This is a genomic window from Streptomyces zinciresistens K42, assembly GCF_000225525.1.
Lineage (GTDB): Bacteria > Actinomycetota > Actinomycetes > Streptomycetales > Streptomycetaceae > Streptomyces > Streptomyces zinciresistens.
Genome location: NZ_AGBF01000067.1, coordinates 13,933 through 30,659, shown reverse-complemented (window position 1 = coordinate 30,659; position 16,727 = coordinate 13,933). Strand labels below are relative to the sequence as shown.

General features: G+C 72.1%; 15 protein-coding genes, 1 tRNA gene and 1 pseudogene. 11 read left to right on the top strand and 6 right to left on the bottom strand.

The genetic code is table 11. From position 1 onward, the window contains the following. Both SZN_RS19340 and SZN_RS19335 read right to left on the bottom strand, forming a co-directional pair. Window positions 1–1,199: pseudogene (locus tag SZN_RS19340) on the bottom strand (SUKH-4 family immunity protein); the annotation flags it as partial. A gap of 8 nt (window positions 1,200–1,207) precedes the next feature. Further along, a complete protein-coding gene (locus SZN_RS19335) occupies window positions 1,208–2,227 on the bottom strand; it encodes an SMI1/KNR4 family protein (RefSeq protein WP_078508738.1) in 1,020 nt (339 codons plus the stop codon). A gap of 307 nt (window positions 2,228–2,534) precedes the next feature. Between SZN_RS19335 and SZN_RS19330 the strand changes: the two genes are divergently transcribed. Together SZN_RS19330 and SZN_RS19325 are read left to right on the top strand one after the other, a co-directional pair. Next, window positions 2,535–3,059, top strand: a complete 525-nt coding sequence (locus tag SZN_RS19330; RefSeq protein WP_007497583.1) for a YwqJ-related putative deaminase — start codon at window positions 2,535–2,537, stop codon at window positions 3,057–3,059. A gap of 105 nt (window positions 3,060–3,164) precedes the next feature. Continuing rightward, complete coding sequence (locus tag SZN_RS19325; RefSeq protein ID WP_007497580.1) at window positions 3,165–3,659, top strand: SUKH-3 domain-containing protein; 495 nt, start codon at window positions 3,165–3,167, stop codon at window positions 3,657–3,659. Between the two features lie 167 nt (window positions 3,660–3,826). On the opposite strand, the gene SZN_RS43220 is transcribed toward SZN_RS19325, so the two are convergent. Beyond that, a complete protein-coding gene (locus SZN_RS43220) occupies window positions 3,827–5,158 on the bottom strand; it encodes a sensor histidine kinase (RefSeq protein ID WP_007497578.1) in 1,332 nt (443 codons plus the stop codon). Window positions 5,159–5,429: 271 nt separating this feature from the next. Between SZN_RS43220 and SZN_RS19315 the strand changes: the two genes are divergently transcribed. The 6 genes from SZN_RS19315 to SZN_RS19290 all read left to right on the top strand — a co-directional run bounded on the left by SZN_RS19315 (window position 5,430) and on the right by SZN_RS19290 (window position 10,185). Beyond that, window positions 5,430–5,500: transfer RNA gene (locus tag SZN_RS19315), tRNA-Gln, on the top strand. 131 nt (window positions 5,501–5,631) lie between these two features. After that, window positions 5,632–7,080, top strand: a complete 1,449-nt coding sequence (gene glmU / locus SZN_RS19310) for a bifunctional UDP-N-acetylglucosamine diphosphorylase/glucosamine-1-phosphate N-acetyltransferase GlmU (protein ID WP_078508737.1) — start codon at window positions 5,632–5,634, stop codon at window positions 7,078–7,080. A 77-nt stretch (window positions 7,081–7,157) separates the two neighbouring features. Next, window positions 7,158–8,138, top strand: coding sequence for a ribose-phosphate diphosphokinase (locus tag SZN_RS19305; RefSeq protein ID WP_007497574.1), 981 nt, complete (start codon window positions 7,158–7,160; stop codon window positions 8,136–8,138). Between the two features lie 198 nt (window positions 8,139–8,336). After that, window positions 8,337–8,936: a 50S ribosomal protein L25/general stress protein Ctc gene (locus SZN_RS19300; protein ID WP_007497572.1), complete on the top strand. Its 600-nt coding sequence runs from the start codon at window positions 8,337–8,339 to the stop codon at window positions 8,934–8,936. A 93-nt stretch (window positions 8,937–9,029) separates the two neighbouring features. Then, window positions 9,030–9,632: an aminoacyl-tRNA hydrolase gene (gene pth / locus SZN_RS19295; protein ID WP_007497570.1), complete on the top strand. Its 603-nt coding sequence runs from the start codon at window positions 9,030–9,032 to the stop codon at window positions 9,630–9,632. A gap of 64 nt (window positions 9,633–9,696) precedes the next feature. Further along, a complete protein-coding gene (locus tag SZN_RS19290; RefSeq protein WP_043731775.1) occupies window positions 9,697–10,185 on the top strand; it encodes a hypothetical protein in 489 nt (162 codons plus the stop codon). Window positions 10,186–10,252: 67 nt separating this feature from the next. Here SZN_RS19290 and ppc read toward each other — a convergent pair whose 3' ends face one another. After that, the gene (gene ppc, locus SZN_RS19285) at window positions 10,253–12,985 is read right to left on the bottom strand and encodes a phosphoenolpyruvate carboxylase (protein WP_007497567.1); all 2,733 of its coding nucleotides are present in this window, start codon (window positions 12,983–12,985) and stop codon (window positions 10,253–10,255) included. A 307-nt stretch (window positions 12,986–13,292) separates the two neighbouring features. Between ppc and SZN_RS19280 the strand changes: the two genes are divergently transcribed. Together SZN_RS19280 and SZN_RS19275 are read left to right on the top strand one after the other, a co-directional pair. Next, window positions 13,293–14,300, top strand: coding sequence for an acyl-CoA desaturase (locus SZN_RS19280; protein ID WP_007497565.1), 1,008 nt, complete (start codon window positions 13,293–13,295; stop codon window positions 14,298–14,300). Continuing rightward, on the top strand, window positions 14,297–14,974 hold the full coding sequence (locus tag SZN_RS19275; RefSeq protein ID WP_007497562.1) for a TetR/AcrR family transcriptional regulator: 678 nt from the start codon (window positions 14,297–14,299) through the stop codon (window positions 14,972–14,974). Before SZN_RS19280 ends, SZN_RS19275 begins: the two co-directional genes overlap by 4 nt. 38 nt (window positions 14,975–15,012) lie before the next feature. Here SZN_RS19275 and SZN_RS38810 read toward each other — a convergent pair whose 3' ends face one another. Beyond that, window positions 15,013–15,186: a CsbD family protein gene (locus tag SZN_RS38810; protein WP_007497560.1), complete on the bottom strand. Its 174-nt coding sequence runs from the start codon at window positions 15,184–15,186 to the stop codon at window positions 15,013–15,015. Window positions 15,187–15,275: 89 nt separating this feature from the next. Then, the gene (locus tag SZN_RS19270; protein ID WP_007497557.1) at window positions 15,276–16,082 is read right to left on the bottom strand and encodes a trans-aconitate 2-methyltransferase; all 807 of its coding nucleotides are present in this window, start codon (window positions 16,080–16,082) and stop codon (window positions 15,276–15,278) included. A gap of 92 nt (window positions 16,083–16,174) precedes the next feature. Here SZN_RS19270 and tamR point away from each other — a divergent pair, with 92 nt between their 5' ends. Beyond that, window positions 16,175–16,672: a MarR family transcriptional regulator TamR gene (gene tamR / locus SZN_RS19265; protein ID WP_007497555.1), complete on the top strand. Its 498-nt coding sequence runs from the start codon at window positions 16,175–16,177 to the stop codon at window positions 16,670–16,672. Window positions 16,673–16,727: the final 55 nt, after the last annotated feature.

The window sequence follows — 16,727 nt, the reverse complement described above, 5'->3', positions numbered from 1 at the left end:
GTCCCCGGGGCGCCCGGCGTACCCGGCGGCACGGGACCCGGTCCGTCGGGGGCGAGCGCCGAGACGAGCTGCGTCGGTACGTACCCGTCGGCCGGGACACCCGGCGCGGGCGGCGGACCGCCGACGCCCGGCGTCCCCGGCACTCCCGGCGGAGGCGGCGTCGCACCGCCTCGCGCGCGGGGCGGCGCGGCCTTGCTGGTCGCCGCGTCCGCGATGTCCCCGGCGCTCGGCGCGGGCGGCTGCCCCGGAACGCCCTGCGGCCGCGGCTGCCCGTACGACGACGCCGGAACACCCGGCGGCGGAGGCGGTGTCCGCCCCGGCACCGGGGCGGAGGGCGCGGGAGGCGTGGCCGGCCCGTTCACGCCCTGCGGATAGCCGTACGTGGGCGCGGGCGGCGGCGTCGCGCCCCGGCCCGCGCCACCCGGCGCGTGCGGATCGGCGAGCGCCGGCTCGATCGCCGTGTCCGGCAGCCTGCTGCCCCCCGACAGCAGCGCCGTCTGCGCCTCCGGCGGCGTGGACACGCCGTCGTCCCCGCTCAGCGGCGGGGCGAACACCGTCTCCGGCAGCGGCACCGCGAGATCCTCGCCGTCGGCGTTGGTGTCCGTGCCCGCCCAGGGCGTGGCCCCCTCGGGCACCCCCGGCGCCACGGGAACCGGCGCCACGGGAACCGGCGCCACGGGCGCGGCGGGCGGCGGTCCGCCCAGCGTCTCGGCCGGCGCCCCGGTGTCCGGCACGCCCGGTGCCCCCTCGCCGGCGGACGGCACCGCGTCCTCGGGCCCGGCATCGTCGGACGCCGCGCGCGCGGCACCCTCCCGCCGGCCCGGAATACCCATCCGGTCCGCCGCCTCCTGCAACCACTCCGGCGGAGTCAGCAGGAACGACGTCTGATGGAGATCGACCCGGGCCGAAGGCGCCGGAACCGCGTCGGCCACCGCCTCGTCCCGGCCGTACCGCTCCTCGTAACGGCGGATCACCTCACCCACCGGCAGCGCCGGCCACAGCGTGGCCTCCCCGCTGTCCCGGGCGATCACCAGCCGCTGCGCCCCGCCGTCCGAACGCGGCCCGTCGGCACGGTCCTCCGGCCACACCACGAACCCCAGCCCGAACTCCCGCACCCGCACCTCCCGATGCTGGTACGACGGGACATCCCCGTTGATCCACTCCTCGGCGCGCTCCTGCGCCTGCGCGAACGTCACCATCGCGAAGCTCACTCCCCCACGGCCGCGACGGGCACCGCACGCGTGAACCCGCCGTCCACCATCAGATTCGCCACCGTCTCCAGCTCCGGCGGCGAACCCGCCAGCCGGGACAGGAACGCGTCGAAGTCGTCACCGCACGGCAGCAGCAGCCGCTCCATCCGCTCCGCCGCCGACCACGACGGATCCGCGTCGCGCGCGTCGTCGTACGCCGAGAACCACACCGACCCCAGCCGCTCGCCCCTCACCTTCACGGCCAGCAGACCGCCCTGCACGAAGGCGACGCAGAGATAGTCCTTGGTCAGATGGTCCCGCAGGCACTTGTTCGCGTAGACCAGGTCGTTGACCGCCGCCTCGTCGCGCACCGTGAAGAACGGCTGGTCGACCAGCAGCCCCAACTCCGCGTCCAGCGCGGTCCCCACCGGCGCGCACCCGCCCGCCGCCTTCAGAAAGGCGCGGTACGCGCCCGGCAGCCGGTAGCCGAGATCCTCCTCGACCCCCTGCGCCTGCGCCTCCGTCACCGCCACACCCGACTTCGGCAGCCGGAAGTGCGCGGGCCGCGTCTCCTGCAACGGCCGCGTGCCGCGCTTGTGCTGGTCCACCGCCGACGTGGCGATCCCGCCGTGGTGCCGCAGCAGCGCCTTCACCTGGACCGGGACCAGCTCCAACCGCCGCGCGCCCGCCACGTGGTGCCACGTCCAGCCGTGCGGCGTCGCCACCGCCGGCACCGTGTCCCACAGCTCGTGGCCGGACGCGGCCATCGCCGCGTTCGCCGACACGTAGTCCGTCAGCCGCAGTTCGTCGACGCCGAACCCCTCCGGCGGCTCCGCGATCTCCGCCGCCGCGCGCGCGTACCCCGAGAAGTCGGGGTATCCGCGCTCGTCCACCCGTACCCCCCTCGGGTGACGTGCGGCACGCACCGGATCCGGGAAATGCACGACCTGCCCGGCGTACGCCGCGTTCGGCGGCACGGCGTCTCCCCCGGCCTGGCGGCCGGGAGGTGCCCCCAGCCCGAGCCGACCTGTCGTCATGGCGGTTGCCCCCTGCGGCGTTCTGATCCGGCCCGCCATGACCACTCTCGGTCACAACACCCCGAATCGCCTGTCTCGTCTGCGCTCGCGCGTCACCACGCGGAAAGCGGTGCCGACAGCCTATGCCGTACGACCGCACCGGTCACCGGCGCCGGTCATGACCCCCTCCGCTTCCGTGACCAGCCGTCACCCCACCGTGACAGCCAGCCCAAACCGGGCGTGTCGTGTCGCCCCAGCTTCCACACCCGCCACGCCATTTGGCACTCTGTGACCTCCGAGAGCATGCCCGGGGAACGCCCGGGAGGGGATGATGATCATGAACGCGACACAGGCGGGCCCGCACGCAGGCAGGTCCGGCGACCCCCGCGTCGGCTGGAGCGCCACCGAGAACCAGCACGCTCCCGCCCTCCGCCACCGCCGCGACGGCATACTCCCCACCGTCGCCGCCGCCCTCTCCGTCCGCGGCGCCACCCTCACCGGCACCGCCGCCCGCGGCGACCAGCCCCCGCAGCTGCACCACCTCGTCCAGGACTTCCTCGACACCCTCACCAGCTCCGACCGCGACCGCTTCACCGGACGCTGCGCCGAGACCCTCCTCATCTCACGCCACATCGCCGGCGTCGACGCCGCCCGCAGCAAACGCGCCGGACGCAAACCCATGACCAACGGCGAAGCCCGCAAAGCACTCAAACAAGCCAAACTCACCGCCCGCCGCATCCGCGAGGACGGCGACCCCCTGCACGGCAGCTTCGCCACCCCCTGCCGCGCCTGCGCCGCCCTCAGCGCCCACTTCGGCGTCCGCGTCGTCGACCCCTCGGCGGCCGACGGCTGAGCCGGACCCGCCCCCCCACACCAGCAGCGATCACCCGCACCACCGCACACCGCCGCGCGGAACGACAGCACCACGCGCCCGGCGCGCACGACGAACGAAGGGCAGATGCACACCGACCGCACCTCGACCACCCGCTTCCCCGTCCCCGTCGACGCCACCCTGCGCGCCGCCGGCTGGCAACCCGGACGCTGGGACATCAAGCAGGCCGAGATCTGGGCCGACACCCTGCGCGAACACCTCTCGCCCGCGGGCCACCGCCACGCCGTCTTCCCCGCCGCCGTCGAAGCCTGGGCCGAGTTCGGCGGACTCCACCTCGCCCCCACCGGACCCGGCCGCCAGGTCGCCCCCACCGCGCTCCACTTCGACCCGCTGCACGGCCTGCACATGGCCCGCACCCTCGGCGACCTCGGCCGCGCCCTCGACACCGAGGTCAGCCCCCTCGGCACCGAGACCGGCACCGACGCCCTCCTCGCCATCGACAGCGAAGGCCGCGTCTACGCCCTCGACCACACCGGCGACTGGTACCTCGGCCCCGACATCGACCACGCCCTCGCCGCACTCGTCGCCGGCACCGAACCCCCACGCCTCACCGCGGGCTGAACCGGCCGGCCCCCACCCTCCGCGCCACCGGGACGACACGGCCGGAACCACACCACCGGCAACCGCACCACCGGGCAGACACCGCCGCAGTCACCCCCGCAAGCGCACCCCGGGACGGCCGCCGCGGGCACGCGGGCACGCGCGCCCCCGCACGAGACGGCCCGCCGTCACACCGCCGGGATCACGGCCGACACCCGGAAACCCCCCGCGTCCGTCGGCCCCGACACGAACACCCCGCCCAGCGCCGCGACCCGCTCCTTCATCCCCACCAGGCCGTTGCCCCCCGACGGCAGCCGCGCCGCGGACTCCGGCACCTCCGGCGGCGGCTCGTTCTCCACCTGCATCGCGATCTCCGACACCCGATGCGCCAGCCGCACATACGTCTTCGCCCCCGCCGCATGCTTGTGGACGTTGGTCAGCGCCTCCTGCACCACCCGGTACGCCGTCTGCTCCACCTCCCGGGCGTACTCCCGCGACTCCCCCTCCACCGACAGCGCCACCACCATCCCCGCCGCCGCCGACTGCCCCACCAGCTCGTCCAGCTCCGACAGGCACGGCCCCTCGCCGACCCCCTCGCCACCCGGCACCCGCCCCCGGTCCGCCGCCGCCGCGGCCGCCGCACCCAGCGCCGCCAACGGCACCGCCGCCCCCGCCGCCCGGTCCGCCGGCGCGGCCCCGCTGCGCAGCACCCCCAGCATCTCGCGCAGCTCCGTCAGCGCCTGGCGCCCCATGTCCCCCACCAGCGCCGCGTTCTTCACGGCCTTCTCGGGATCCTTGCGCGCCACCGCCTGCAACGCCGCCGCGTGCACCACCATCAGGCTCACCCGGTGCGCGACCACGTCGTGCATCTCCCGCGCGATCCGCGTCCGCTCCTCGCCCCGCGCCCACTCGGCCCGCTCCTCCGCCCGCTCCGCGAGCAGCTGGAGCTCACGCTCCAGGCTGTCGGCCCGCTCCCGCAGACTCTCCATCAGCCGCCGCCGCGCCCCCACGTACAGCCCGAGCAGCAGCGGCGGCGCGGTGAGCCCGATCGCGGTGGTGACCGAGGCGAACGGGATCACCCAGTCCCCGAAGGACAGATTCCCCCGGGCCACGTCCTCGCGCACCCACACGAACGTGACGATCAGCGTGCCGGCGAACGACATCCCCGCGAGCGACGCGATGATCCGGCGCGGCAGCTCGGAGGCGGCGAGGGTGTAGAGACCGACGATCCCCAGCAGGAACCCCATCTGGGCCGGCATCACCGCGATCGACACCAGGACGACGGCTATCGGCCACCGGCGCCGCAGCACCAGCACGGACCCCGCCAGAACCCCCAGCACCACCCCCGCGGCCACCGGCACCCCGGCGTCCCCCGCGAACCTGACCCCCTCCGCCACGCACTCCAGCACGGAGGCGACGCCCAGACTCACGTCCAGCACCGCGCCGCGCGTCCTGCTCCACCACCAGGGCCCCGCCTCCGGCGGCGGGTGCCCGGCGTACTCTTCCCCCGTCGTGGTCATGCCCCCAGCCTACGGGCGGTCAGGCCCCGGTTTCCGGCGACTTTTGCGGACCGCCCCCACCGCACCCGGCGACCGGACGCGGGCCGAACGAACCGACATCCCCCGAACCGTTGCACCGCACACCGAACGTCGGTGACTGCCGTCGCGGTTGCCCGGTGATCAAAGTCCTGCGCGGAGCCGACTCGCACCGTCGCATCGAGGGCTCCCGGTACGGCATAGTGGAGTCCGCGCGTGAGGCCGATCACTCGATCAGGACATGACGCACAAACCATCCCGGATCGTCTAAGGGCAGGACAAACGGTTTTGGTCCGTTGAATGAGGGTTCGAATCCTTCTCCGGGAGCCCACGGAACACACAAGCTCGGTGCGGGCCCCGACTGCGCGAGGCAGTCGGGGCCCGCTCTCATGATTGCCGTGAAACGCCCCGGTATCCTGCGGATGTCACCCCACCCCGCTCCATCCGAAGGGCATCCCGTGAGCGTCGTTCGCCCGGCAGCCGTCGTCGTCCTCGCAGCGGGTGAGGGCACCCGTATGAAGTCGGCCACACCCAAGGTCCTGCACGAGATCTGCGGACGCAGCCTCGTGGGTCATGTGCTCGCCGCCTCGCGCGAGTTGCGGCCCGAGCACCTGGTCGTGGTCGTGGGGCACGCGCGCGAGCAGGTCGCCGCGCACCTGGGCGAGATCGACCCCGAGGCGCGCACGGCCGTGCAGGCGCGGCAGAACGGCACCGGTCACGCCGTGCGGATGGCGCTGGAGGAGCTGGGCGGGGCGGTCGAGGGGACCGTGGTCGTGGTGTGCGGTGACACTCCGCTACTGACGGGCGGGACGCTGGCGGAGCTGGCGGCGGCGCACACGGCGGACGGCAACGCCGTGACGGTGCTGACGGCCGAGGTGCCGGACGCGACGGGGTACGGGCGGATCGTGCGGGACGCGGCCTCGGGCGCGGTCACGGCGATCGTCGAGCACAAGGACGCGTCGGAGGCGCAGCGGGCGGTCCGGGAGATCAACTCGGGTGTGTTCGCGTTCGACGGGCGGTTGCTGGCGGACGCGCTGGGCAAGGTGCGTACGGACAACAGCCAGGGTGAGGAATATCTGACCGATGTGCTGGGGATCCTGCGGGAGGCGGGGCACCGGGTCGGCGCGTCGGTCGCGCAGGACCACCGTGAGATCGCGGGGATCAACAACCGGGTGCAGTTGTCGGAGGCGCGCCGGATTCTGAACGACCGCCTGCTGACGGCCGCGATGCTGGCGGGTGTGACGGTGGTGGACCCGGCGACGACGTGGGTGGATGTCGCGGTGACGTTCGAGCAGGACGCGGTGGTGCTGCCGGGTACGCAGTTGCAGGGTGCGACGCATGTCGGTGAGGGTGCCGAGGTGGGGCCTAACTGCCGGCTGAGGGACACGCGGGTGGGCGCGGGGGCGCGGGTGGACACCACGGTGGCGGACGGTGCGGTGGTGGGCGCGGGGGCGAGCGTGGGTCCGTTCGCGTATTTGCGGCCCGGTACCCGGCTGGGTGCGAAGGGCAAGATCGGTACGTATGTCGAGACGAAGAACGCGTCGATCGGCGAGGGGACGAAGGTGCCGCACCTGTCGTACGTGGGGGACGCGACGATCGGCGATTACTCGAACATCGGTGCGGCGAGTGTGTTCGTGAACTATGACGGACAGGACAAACACCACACGACGGTGGGTTCGCACTGCCGTACGGGTTCGGACAACATGTTTGTGGCTCCTGTCACCATCGGGGACGGCGCGTACACCGCCGCCGGGTCCGTGATCACGAAGGACGTGCCGCCCGGTTCGCTGGCCGTGGCCCGTGGCCAGCAACGGAATATCGAGGGTTGGGTGGCCCGCAAGCGGCCGGGGAGCGCGGCGGCGAAGGCGGCCGAGACGGCGTCGCGGCAGGTGGAGAGCGAGGACTGACCGGAAACGGCCGCGCCGGACACGGCGTACCGTGATAGGTGCACACCCAGCTGAGACACCTCTGAGGAGACAGTGCTGTGACCGGGATCAAGACGACCGGCGAGAAGAAGCTGATGTTCTTCTCCGGCCGCGCCCACCCCGAGCTTGCCGAGGAGGTCGCCCAGCAGTTGGGTGTCGGGGTCGTTCCGACGAAGGCCTTCGACTTCGCCAACGGCGAGATCTACGTGCGGTACCAGGAGTCGGCGCGCGGTGCCGACTGCTTCGTGATCCAGAGCCACACGGCGCCGATCAACCAGTGGATCATGGAGCAGTTGATCATGATCGACGCCTTGAAGCGCGCGTCGGCCCGTTCCGTGACGGTGATCGTGCCGTTCTACGGCTACGCGCGCCAGGACAAGAAGCACCGCGGGCGTGAGCCGATCTCGGCGCGTCTGATCGCGGACCTGATGAAGACGGCCGGCGCGGACCGCATCCTCACGGTGGATCTGCACACGGACCAGATCCAGGGCTTCTTCGACGGTCCGGTGGACCATCTCTTCGCGCTGCCGCTGCTCGCGGACTACGTGGGCCGCAAGGTGGACCGGGACAAGCTGACGGTGGTCTCGCCGGACGCGGGCCGGGTGCGGGTGGCGGACCGCTGGTGCGACCGGCTGGGGGCGCCGCTGGCGATCGTGCACAAGCGGCGCGACAAGGACGTGGCGAACCAGGTGACCGTCCACGAGGTGGTCGGTGAGGTCAAGGGCCGGGTGTGTGTGCTGGTCGACGACATGATCGACACCGGCGGCACGATCTGTGCGGCGGCGGACGCGCTGTTCGCGCACGGTGCGGAGGACGTCATCGTGACGGCGACGCACGGTGTGCTGTCGGGTCCGGCGGCGGACCGGCTGAAGAACTCGCGGGTGGGTGAGTTCGTGTTCACGAACACGCTGCCGACGCCGGGTGAGCTGAGCCGGGATCTGGACAAGCTGACGGTGCTGTCGATCGCTCCGACGATCGCGAGCGCGGTGCGCGAGGTGTTCGAGGACGGTTCGGTGACGAGCCTGTTCGACGAGCAGTAGAGATCGTTTTGGGTACGGCCTCCCGTGCCGAGTAGACTGCTTCAGTTGCTCGGCGAGGGAGGCCGTTTCCCGTGGTGGGAGGCGGCGGTCCGTTATCGACGCGCTCTTCGTAGCAGGCCGTTCGTGGCCGGGTGACCCTTCCCTCAGCTCTTCGGGGCGGGGGATCCACCGTTTCGAGTTCTACGAGGAGTGATCGCCATGTCCGAGGTGAAGATCGCCGCCGCCACGCGTACCGAGTTCGGCAAGGGCGCTGCCCGCCGTATCCGTCGTGACGCCAAGGTTCCCGGTGTGCTGTACGGCCACGGTTCGGACCCGCTGCACCTGACGCTGCCGGGTCACGAGCTGCTGCTGGCGCTGCGTACGCCGAACGTCCTGATCGCGCTGGACATCGACGGCAAGGCCAACGAGCTCGCGATCCCGAAGGCCGTGCAGCGCGACCCGCTGAAGGGTTTCCTGGAGCACGTCGACCTGCTGCTGGTCAAGCGCGGCGAGAAGGTCACGGTCGAGGTCCCGGTGCAGGCCGAGGGTGAGCTGGCCGCGGGCGGCAACCTGCTGGAGCACGTGCTGAACGCGCTGCCGGTCGAGGCCGAGGCCACGCACATCCCCGAGTCGTTCACGGTGTCCGTGGAGGGTCTGGAGGCCGGTGCCTCGGTCCTCGCGAAGGACATCGAGCTGCCGAAGGGCACCACGCTGGCCGTCGAGGGCGACACCGTGGTGCTGCAGGTCCTGGCCGCGCAGGCCGAGGAGTCCGCGGAGGGCGAGGAGACCGAGGCCGCCGACGAGGTCGCCGAGGTCTGATCCTCAGCTCCGGCAGAGGCGTGACCGGCTCTGTCGTCGTTCTGCCGGCCGCTGTCCCCGTGGGGGACGGCGGCCGGCGTGTATGAAGGAGACATGGACGTGACGACCGATCCGAGCGCCCCGTGGCTGATCGCCGGTCTGGGCAACCCCGGTCCCGAGTACGCCCGCAACCGGCACAACGTGGGGTTCATGGTGGCGGATCTGCTGGCGGAGCGGATCGGGGGGAAGTTCAAGCGGGCCGGCAAGGCGCAGGCGCAGGTCGTCGAGGGGCGGATCGGGCCGCCGGGGCCCTTGAACCGGCGGGTGGTGCTGGTCAAGCCGATGGCGTACATGAACCTGTCGGGGGGGCCGCTGAACGCGCTGCGGGATTTCTACAAGGTGCCGCTGGAGCATGTGGTGGCCGTGCACGACGAGTTGGACATCGAGTACGGGACGCTGCGGCTGAAGCTGGGCGGCGGTGACAACGGGCACAACGGGCTGAAGTCGATGACGAAGGTGATGGGTGCGGACTATCACCGGGTGCGGTTCGGCATCGGGCGTCCTCCGGGGCGTATGCAGGTCGCGGATTTCGTGCTGAGGGACTTCTCCGTGGCGGAGCGCAAGGAGCTGGACTACTTCGTGGACCGGGCGGCGGACGGTGTGGAGTCGTTGGTGATCGAGGGGCTGGAGCGGGCGCAAAGCACGTACAACTCGTGACTTGTCCGGTGCCCGGCAGGGCGTGAGTTGACCGGGCGCAGGGGCATGGCCAAGGATCGCGGCCATGCCTTCTGCCGTTGTCTCCCGTCAGGGCGCTGCTTCGGCGCTGCGGTTCGGGCGGTTGGCCGCGCTGGGCGCGGTCGTGGTGCTGATCCTGTTCGCGGGGGTGTGGGCGTCGTGGGGCAGTGCTCAGCACGTGATGCTGACCAAGGGCCGCGAGAGCGGCACGATCGAGGTCAGGCGGTGCGGTGCGGACACGTGCAGCGGGCCGTACACGCCGCTGTCGGCGGGGTCGCGGCCGCGCGGGTCGGTGGTGGTCGAGAAGAGCGCGGCGGTGCGCGAGGGCCGGACGTACACGGTGGTGGTGAAGCCGGACACGGACGTCGTGGTGCGGTCGGGTCCCGCGGGGGTGCTGTACGCGTGGGTTCCGATGGGCGGCGCGCTGCTGCTGGCGTCGGTGGTCGTGGGGGGCGGTCTGCGGCGGACGCGGACGGCGTGGGTGATGGGGCTGGCCGGGCTGGGGCTCTTGACGGCGGCGTTCCTGGTGGTGTGAGCCGTGGTACGGCGGTGCCCCCGTGCTTCGCGGGAAGCGCGGGGGCACCGCCGTGCGGGCGGGGTGGTCAGCCGGTGTTGCGCAGGCCGGCCGCGACGCCGTTGACGGTGAGGAGCAGGGCGCGTGCGAGCAGCGGGTCGGGTTCGGCGCCGCCGGCCGCGGCGTCGCGCTGGCGCTTGAGCAGGGCGACCTGGAGGTAGGAGATCGGGTCGAGGTAGGCGTCGCGGATGGTGAAGGTCTGCTTCAGCACGGGCTGCGCGTCGAGGAGTTCGTCCTCCCCGGTGACCCGCAGGACCTCGCGCACGGTCAGTTCGTGCTCGGCCTTGATGGTGTCGAAGACGTGCCGGAGTTCGTCGGGCACGAGGGTGTCGACGTAGTGTCCGGCGATTCTGAGGTCGGTCTTGGCGAGGGTCATCTCGACGTTGGAGACGAAGTTGCGGAAGAAGTGCCACTGTTCGTGCATCTCGTCGAGCACGGTGTCGAGGCCGGCCTCGCGCAGGGCCTTGAGGCCGGAGCCGACGCCGAACCAGCCGGGCACGATCTGCCGGGACTGGGTCCAGCCGAACACCCAGGGGATGGCGCGCAGTCCGTCGAGCGAGACGCCGGAGCCGGGGCGGCGGGAGGGCCGTGAGCCCAGGTGCAGGTCGGCGAGCTGGTCGACGGGGGTGGAGGCGAGGAAGTACGTCGGCAGGTCGGGGTCCTCGACCAGCCTGCGGTAGGCGGCGTGGGCGGCGTCGGAGACGACGTCCATGGCCGCGTCCCAGCGGGCGAGGGCCTCGACGGACTGGCGGGGTGCGGTGTGCAGGGCGGACGCCTGGAGGGTGGCGGCGACGGTCAGTTCGAGGTTCTCCCTGGCCAGGGACGGCACGAGGTACTTGTCGGAGATGACCTCGCCCTGTTCGGTGACCTTGATCTCGCCTTCGAGGGTGCCCCAGGGCTGGGCGAGGATGGCGTCGTGGGAGGGGCCGCCGCCGCGGCCGACGGTGCCGCCGCGGCCGTGGAAGAGGCGCAGGCGCACGCCGTAGCGGTGGGCGACGTCGCGCAGCCGGCGCTGGGCGCGGTGGATCTCCCACTGGCTGGTGGTGATGCCGCCGAACTTGGAGGAGTCGGAGTAGCCGAGCATGACCTCCTGGACGTCTCCGTTGAGCGCGACGAGGCGCCGGTAGGAGGGGTCGGAGAGCATGTCCTCCAGGATGGTGTCGGCGGCCTTGAGTTCGTCGGTCGTCTCCAGGAGGGGCACGATGCCGATCCTGGCCCAGCCGGCGTGCAGGTCGACGAGTCCGGCCTCGCGGGCGAGGACGGCGGCGGCGAAGACGTCGTCGGCGCCCTGGCACATCGAGATGATGTACGACTCGATGACCTCGGGTCCGAAGACCTCCAGGGCCTTGCGCACGGTCTGGAAGACGCCGAGGGTCTTCTCGCCCGCCGCGTCGACGGGGGCCGGGGTGGGGGCGAGGGGGCGCCGGGACCTGAGTTCCTTGGCGAGGAGCTTGGCGCGGTACTCGCGGGGCATGTCGGCGTAGCGCCAGGACTCCTCGCCGAGGCGGTCGAAGAGCTGGCCGAGCGCGTGGTGGTGGGCGTCGGCGTGCTCGCGGACGTCCATGGTGGCGAGCTGGAGGCCGAAGGCGGCGAGGGTGCGGATGGTGCGGTCCATGCGGCCGTCGGCGAAGAGGCCGCCGCGGTGTTCCCTGAGGGAGGTCTGGATCAGGGTGAGGTCGTGGAGGAGTTCGCCGGTGCCTAGGTAGTCGCGGCCCGCCTCGTGGGGGATGCTGCGGGCGAGGCGGGTCTTGGTGTTCTCCAGCTTCTGCCGGATGCAGGTGGCCTTGAGCCGGTAGGGCTCCTCGGCGTTGAGGCGCTTGTAGCGGGGGCTGATCTCGGGCAGGGCGTCGAGGTCGGCCCGCAGGGAGGTGAGGAGTTCCTCGGTGGCGCCGGTGTAGCGGATGGAGTTCGACAGGAAGCCGCGCAGTTCGTCGATCATCTCCAGGGCGTCGTTGATGCCGTGCTCGTGCTGGAGGATGAGGACGTCCCAGGTGACCTGGGGGGTGACGTTGGGGTTGCCGTCTCGGTCGCCGCCGATCCAGGTGCCGAAGGTCAGGGGCCGGGTGTGGTCCGGGAGGCGGTGGCCGACGCGCTCCAGTTCGGCGGTGAGGTCCTCCAGGACGTCGCCGACGGCGCCTGCGTGGAGTTCGTCGAGGTAGTAGATGGCGTTGCGGGCCTCGTCGGCGGGCTCGGGTCGCACCACGCGCAGTTCGTCCGTCTGCCAGACGAGGTCGATGTTCTCGGCCAGTCGGGTGTCGTTGCGGCGGCGGTCTCCTTCGAGGACCGGGGTCTCCAGGAGGGCGGCGATGCGGCGGAGCTTGTTGAGGACCGAGCGGCGGGCGGCCTCGGTGGGGTGGGCGGTGAAGACGGGCCGTACGTTGAGGTGCTGGACCGTCTGGGCGAGGTGCTCGGGGTCGGCGTCCTTCAGCCGGTCGGCCGTACGGGCGAGGAGGCCGCCCTCGGCGGCGCGCCGGGCGCGCAGTTCGCGGCCGCGGTGGACCTGCTCGGTGACGTTGGCCAGGTGGAAGTAGGTGGAGAAGGCGCGGACCAGCTTGGCCGCGGTGTCCAGCTCCGTGCCGCGCAGCAGTTCGGCGGCGGCTTCGCCGTCCTCTCGGGTGAGGCGGCGGACCTTTTCCACGAGGTCCAGCAGTTCGGGGCCCTCCTGGCGTACCAGGGTCTCGCCGAGGAGGTCGCCCAGTCGGCGGATGTCGGCTCGCAGCTCGCTGCCGGTCGTCGTGGTCTGGTCGTCGGCACTGCTCACAGGTGCGGCTCCTTGCAGTGTTGAAGCTCGTCCGGGAGGGAACCCGGCACCAGGCACCGCGCGGCGGGGGCCGCCTGCGGCTCCTGGCGTCCGGGAAGAAAACAGAGCGGACCGCGCTGTCCGACCGAGTCCAAGGATAGGTGTCCATGGGGACGCGCAGACTGTCGGGCTCTTGCCGCCGGGCATCGCACTGCCATACTTACGACGCCGTAGGTTACGGAACCGTAGGCACCGTTGTCACCGAACCCGGGAACGGTTCCGGCAGCCCCGGCACCCGCCGCAATCCTCGACCCCACAGGGGACGCCCATGACCACGAGCTCCGATGTGATCGACGACGCCCCGCAGGCGCACGACACCCCCACGTCCTCCGCCACGCTGGGCGGTGAGAAGAAGCGGTCGGTCGAGCAGCTCGCACTGCTCCTGTTCATCGTCTTCCCGTTCCTCGCGCTGGTGGCGGCGGTCCCGCTGGCCTGGGGCTGGGGAGTGAGCTGGCTCGACCTCGGCCTGCTGGCCTTCTTCTACTTCCTGGGCTGCCACGGCATCACGATCGGCTTCCACCGGTACTTCACCCACGGCTCCTTCAAGGCCAGACGGCCGCTGCGGATCGCGCTGGCGATCGCCGGGTCGATGGCGGTGGAGGGCCCGATCGTGCGCTGGGTGGCCGATCACCGCAAGCACCACAAGTTCTCGGACGCCGAGGGCGACCCGCACTCCCCGTGGCGGTTCGGTGAGACGCTGCCGGCCCTGATGAAGGGCCTGTGGTGGGCACACATCGCATGGATGTTCGACGAGGAGCAGACGTCGCAGGAGAAGTACGCGCCGGACCTGGTCAAGGACCCGGCGATCCGCGCGATCTCCCGTCAGTTCGTCTACTGGACGATCCTCTCGCTGGCCCTGCCCGCCCTGATCGGCGGCCTGGTGACGATGTCCTGGTGGGGGGCGTTCACCGGCTTCTTCTGGGGCTCGCTGGTCCGGGTGGCGCTGCTGCACCACGTGACGTGGTCGATCAACTCCATCTGCCACGCGGTGGGCAAGCGCCCCTTCAAGTCCCGGGACCGCTCGGGCAACGTGTGGTGGCTGGCGGTCCTCTCGTGCGGCGAGTCCTGGCACAACCTGCACCACGCCGACCCGACCTCGGCGCGGCACGGTGTGATGCGCGGGCAGATCGACTCCTCGGCGCGCTTCATCCGCGTCTTCGAGATGCTCGGCTGGGCCTACGACGTGCGCTGGCCGTCACGCTCGCGTATCGATTCGCGCCGGAACACCGGGGAAGGCGGCTCCCGGCGCCGGAGGGAACCCGCGAAGGCGGCATGATTGACGCCGTGGCGACCGACTCCAGCAGCACCTCCAGCAATGACAAGCCGCGGCGGGCGCGCCGCACCCGGATGACCGGTGCGGAGCGCCGCCAGCAGTTGCTGGAGATCGGTCGCACCCTGTTCGCCGCGAAGGGCTTCGAGGGCACGTCGGTGGAGGAGATCGCGGCGAAGGCCGGGGTGTCCAAGCCGGTGGTGTACGAGCACTTCGGCGGCAAGGAGGGCCTGTACGCGGTCGTCGTGGACCGCGAGATGCGGCGGCTGCTGGACATGGTCACCGGGTCGCTGACGGCCGGGCATCCGCGGGAGCTGTGCGAGCAGGCGGCGTTCGCCCTGCTGGACTACATCGAGGAGTACACGGACGGTTTCCGCATCCTCGTGCGGGACTCGCCCATCCCGCAGTCCACGGGTTCGTTCGCCTCGCTGATCTCCGACATCGCCACCCAGGTGGAGGACATCCTGGGCCGCGAGTTCAAGAACCGCGGCTTCGACTCCAAACTCGCCCCGCTGTACGCGCAGGCCCTGGTGGGGATGGTCGCGCTGACCGGCCAGTGGTGGCTGGACGTCCGCCGCCCGAAGAAGGCGGAGGTGGCGGCGCATCTGGTGAACCTGGCCTGGCACGGGCTGGACGGGCTGGAGGCGAAGCCGCATCTGATAGGGCGCCGCAAGAGCTGACGCGCGGCGCGCGCGCCGGCTCCGCGGCGGGGAGCGGGTCAGTGCTTGAAGGTGTCCTTGCCCTTCTCCTTGGCCTGGCGGGCGTCGCCCTTCATCTGGTCGGCCTTGCCCTCGGCGGTCATCCGCTCGTTGCCGACCATGCGGCCCACCGCTTCCTTGGCCTTGCCCTTGACCTGGTCCTTCTTGGCCTGGGCCTTCTCGTCCTTCGCCACGTTCCTCAACTCCCGCAAGGTTCGACGTCGGGTCAGGGACCGGGTGACCCGCCCGCGCCCGCCCAAACGGCCGACGCGGGCCTTGATCGTCACGCCTCCTGGCGGACGACGGCGAAGACGCGGCGGAACGGGAAGGGGGTGCCGTGCGGGCCGGGCGGATAGGCGGCGCGCAGGGCCCGGCGGTAGTCGTCGAGGAAGGCGTCGCGGCGGGCGGGGTCGTCGGCGAGGGCGGTCAGGACCGGGCGCAGTCCGGTGCCGCTGACCCAGTCCAGGACGGCGTCCTCACCGGTCAGCAGGTGGAGGTAGGTGCTCTCCCAGACGTCGGCGGTGCGGTGCGGGCCGGTGAGGCGGGCCAGGTAGTCGCCCGGGGTGAGGACGGCGTCGCCGTGGCGCAGGACGCCGGTGAGGCCGTGGCGGTCGGCGAGCTCGCGCATCAGGCGGTGGCTCGGGGCGTCGAAGTTGCCCGGGACCTGGAAGGCGAACGTGCCGCCGGGGCGCAGGGCCGCGAGCCAGTCACCGAAGCGCTCGGCGTGGTCCGGCACCCACTGGAGGGTGGCGTTGCTGACGATCAGGTCGTGGGGTTCGTCCGGGGTCCAGGTGCGTACGTCGGTGGCGGCGAAGTCGAGGCGGCCGCCGCCCGGCGTGGGGCCCTCGTGCTCGGCGCGGGCCCGGTCGAGCATCTCGGCGGAGCTGTCGTGGCCGGTGATGCGGGCGGTGGGCCAGCGCCGGGCGAGCAGGGCGGTCATGCCGCCGGGGCCGCAGCCGAGGTCGGCGATGCGCGGGTGCCGCGCGGGCAGCTCCGGGACGCGGGCGAGGAGGTCGGCGAAGGGGCGGGCGCGGTGGCCGGCGTGGCGCAGGTACTGGGCGGGGTCCCAGACGGGGGACGTGACGGGCATGGCGGGCCTCCTGTCGGTCTCCTCCACCCTGCCCCGCGAGGTATCTTGACGTCAAGAGACTTCACGTCGACACAACCACTACACTGATCGTCATGGAGGACGAGGTCGATCGGCTGGTCGCGGCGTGGCGCCGGGAGCGCCCTGACCTCGACGTGGAGCCGCTGGAGGTGCTCAGCCGCGTCAGCAGGCTGGCCCGGCATCTGGACCGGGCGCGCCGGATCGCCTTCTCCGAGCACAGCCTGGAGCCGTGGGAGTTCGACGTGCTGACCGCGCTGCGGCGCGCGGGCACGCCGTACCAGCTCTCGCCCGGTCAGCTGCTGACCCAGACGCTGGTCACGTCCGGCACGATGACGAACCGCATCGACCGCCTGGCCAAGAAGGGGCTGGTGGAACGGCTGCCCGATCCCAGCGACCGGCGCGGGGTGCTGGTGCGTCTCACCGACGAGGGGCGTGACCGGGCCGATCAGGCGCTGGCGGGGCTGCTCGATCAGGAGCGGGCGATTCTCGCGGAGCTGTCCCGGGGGCAGCGGGGGGAACTGGCGGGGCTGCTGCGGCGGCTGACCGCGCCGTTCGACAACATTCCCGGGTAGCGGGGGTTCCCTGCCGTGGGTTCCCTGCCGTGGGTTCTCGGCAGGGGGTTGGTTC

What these genes read in the sequence shown, in the direction of transcription:
- SZN_RS19335 (WP_078508738.1), bottom strand. Translation starts at nt 2,227, where the DNA reads ATGACGACAGGTCGGCTCGGGCTGGGGGCACCTCCCGGCCGCCAGGCC.
- SZN_RS19330 (WP_007497583.1), top strand. Translation starts at nt 2,535, where the DNA reads ATGATGATCATGAACGCGACACAGGCGGGCCCGCACGCAGGCAGGTCC.
- SZN_RS19325 (WP_007497580.1), top strand. Translation starts at nt 3,165, where the DNA reads ATGCACACCGACCGCACCTCGACCACCCGCTTCCCCGTCCCCGTCGAC.
- SZN_RS43220 (WP_007497578.1), bottom strand. Translation starts at nt 5,158, where the DNA reads ATGACCACGACGGGGGAAGAGTACGCCGGGCACCCGCCGCCGGAGGCG.
- SZN_RS19300 (WP_007497572.1), top strand. Translation starts at nt 8,337, where the DNA reads ATGTCCGAGGTGAAGATCGCCGCCGCCACGCGTACCGAGTTCGGCAAG.
- pth (WP_007497570.1), top strand. Translation starts at nt 9,030, where the DNA reads ATGGACGTGACGACCGATCCGAGCGCCCCGTGGCTGATCGCCGGTCTG.
- SZN_RS19290 (WP_043731775.1), top strand. Translation starts at nt 9,697, where the DNA reads ATGCCTTCTGCCGTTGTCTCCCGTCAGGGCGCTGCTTCGGCGCTGCGG.
- SZN_RS19280 (WP_007497565.1), top strand. Translation starts at nt 13,293, where the DNA reads ATGACCACGAGCTCCGATGTGATCGACGACGCCCCGCAGGCGCACGAC.
- SZN_RS19275 (WP_007497562.1), top strand. Translation starts at nt 14,297, where the DNA reads ATGATTGACGCCGTGGCGACCGACTCCAGCAGCACCTCCAGCAATGAC.
- SZN_RS19270 (WP_007497557.1), bottom strand. Translation starts at nt 16,082, where the DNA reads ATGCCCGTCACGTCCCCCGTCTGGGACCCCGCCCAGTACCTGCGCCAC.
- tamR (WP_007497555.1), top strand. Translation starts at nt 16,175, where the DNA reads ATGGAGGACGAGGTCGATCGGCTGGTCGCGGCGTGGCGCCGGGAGCGC.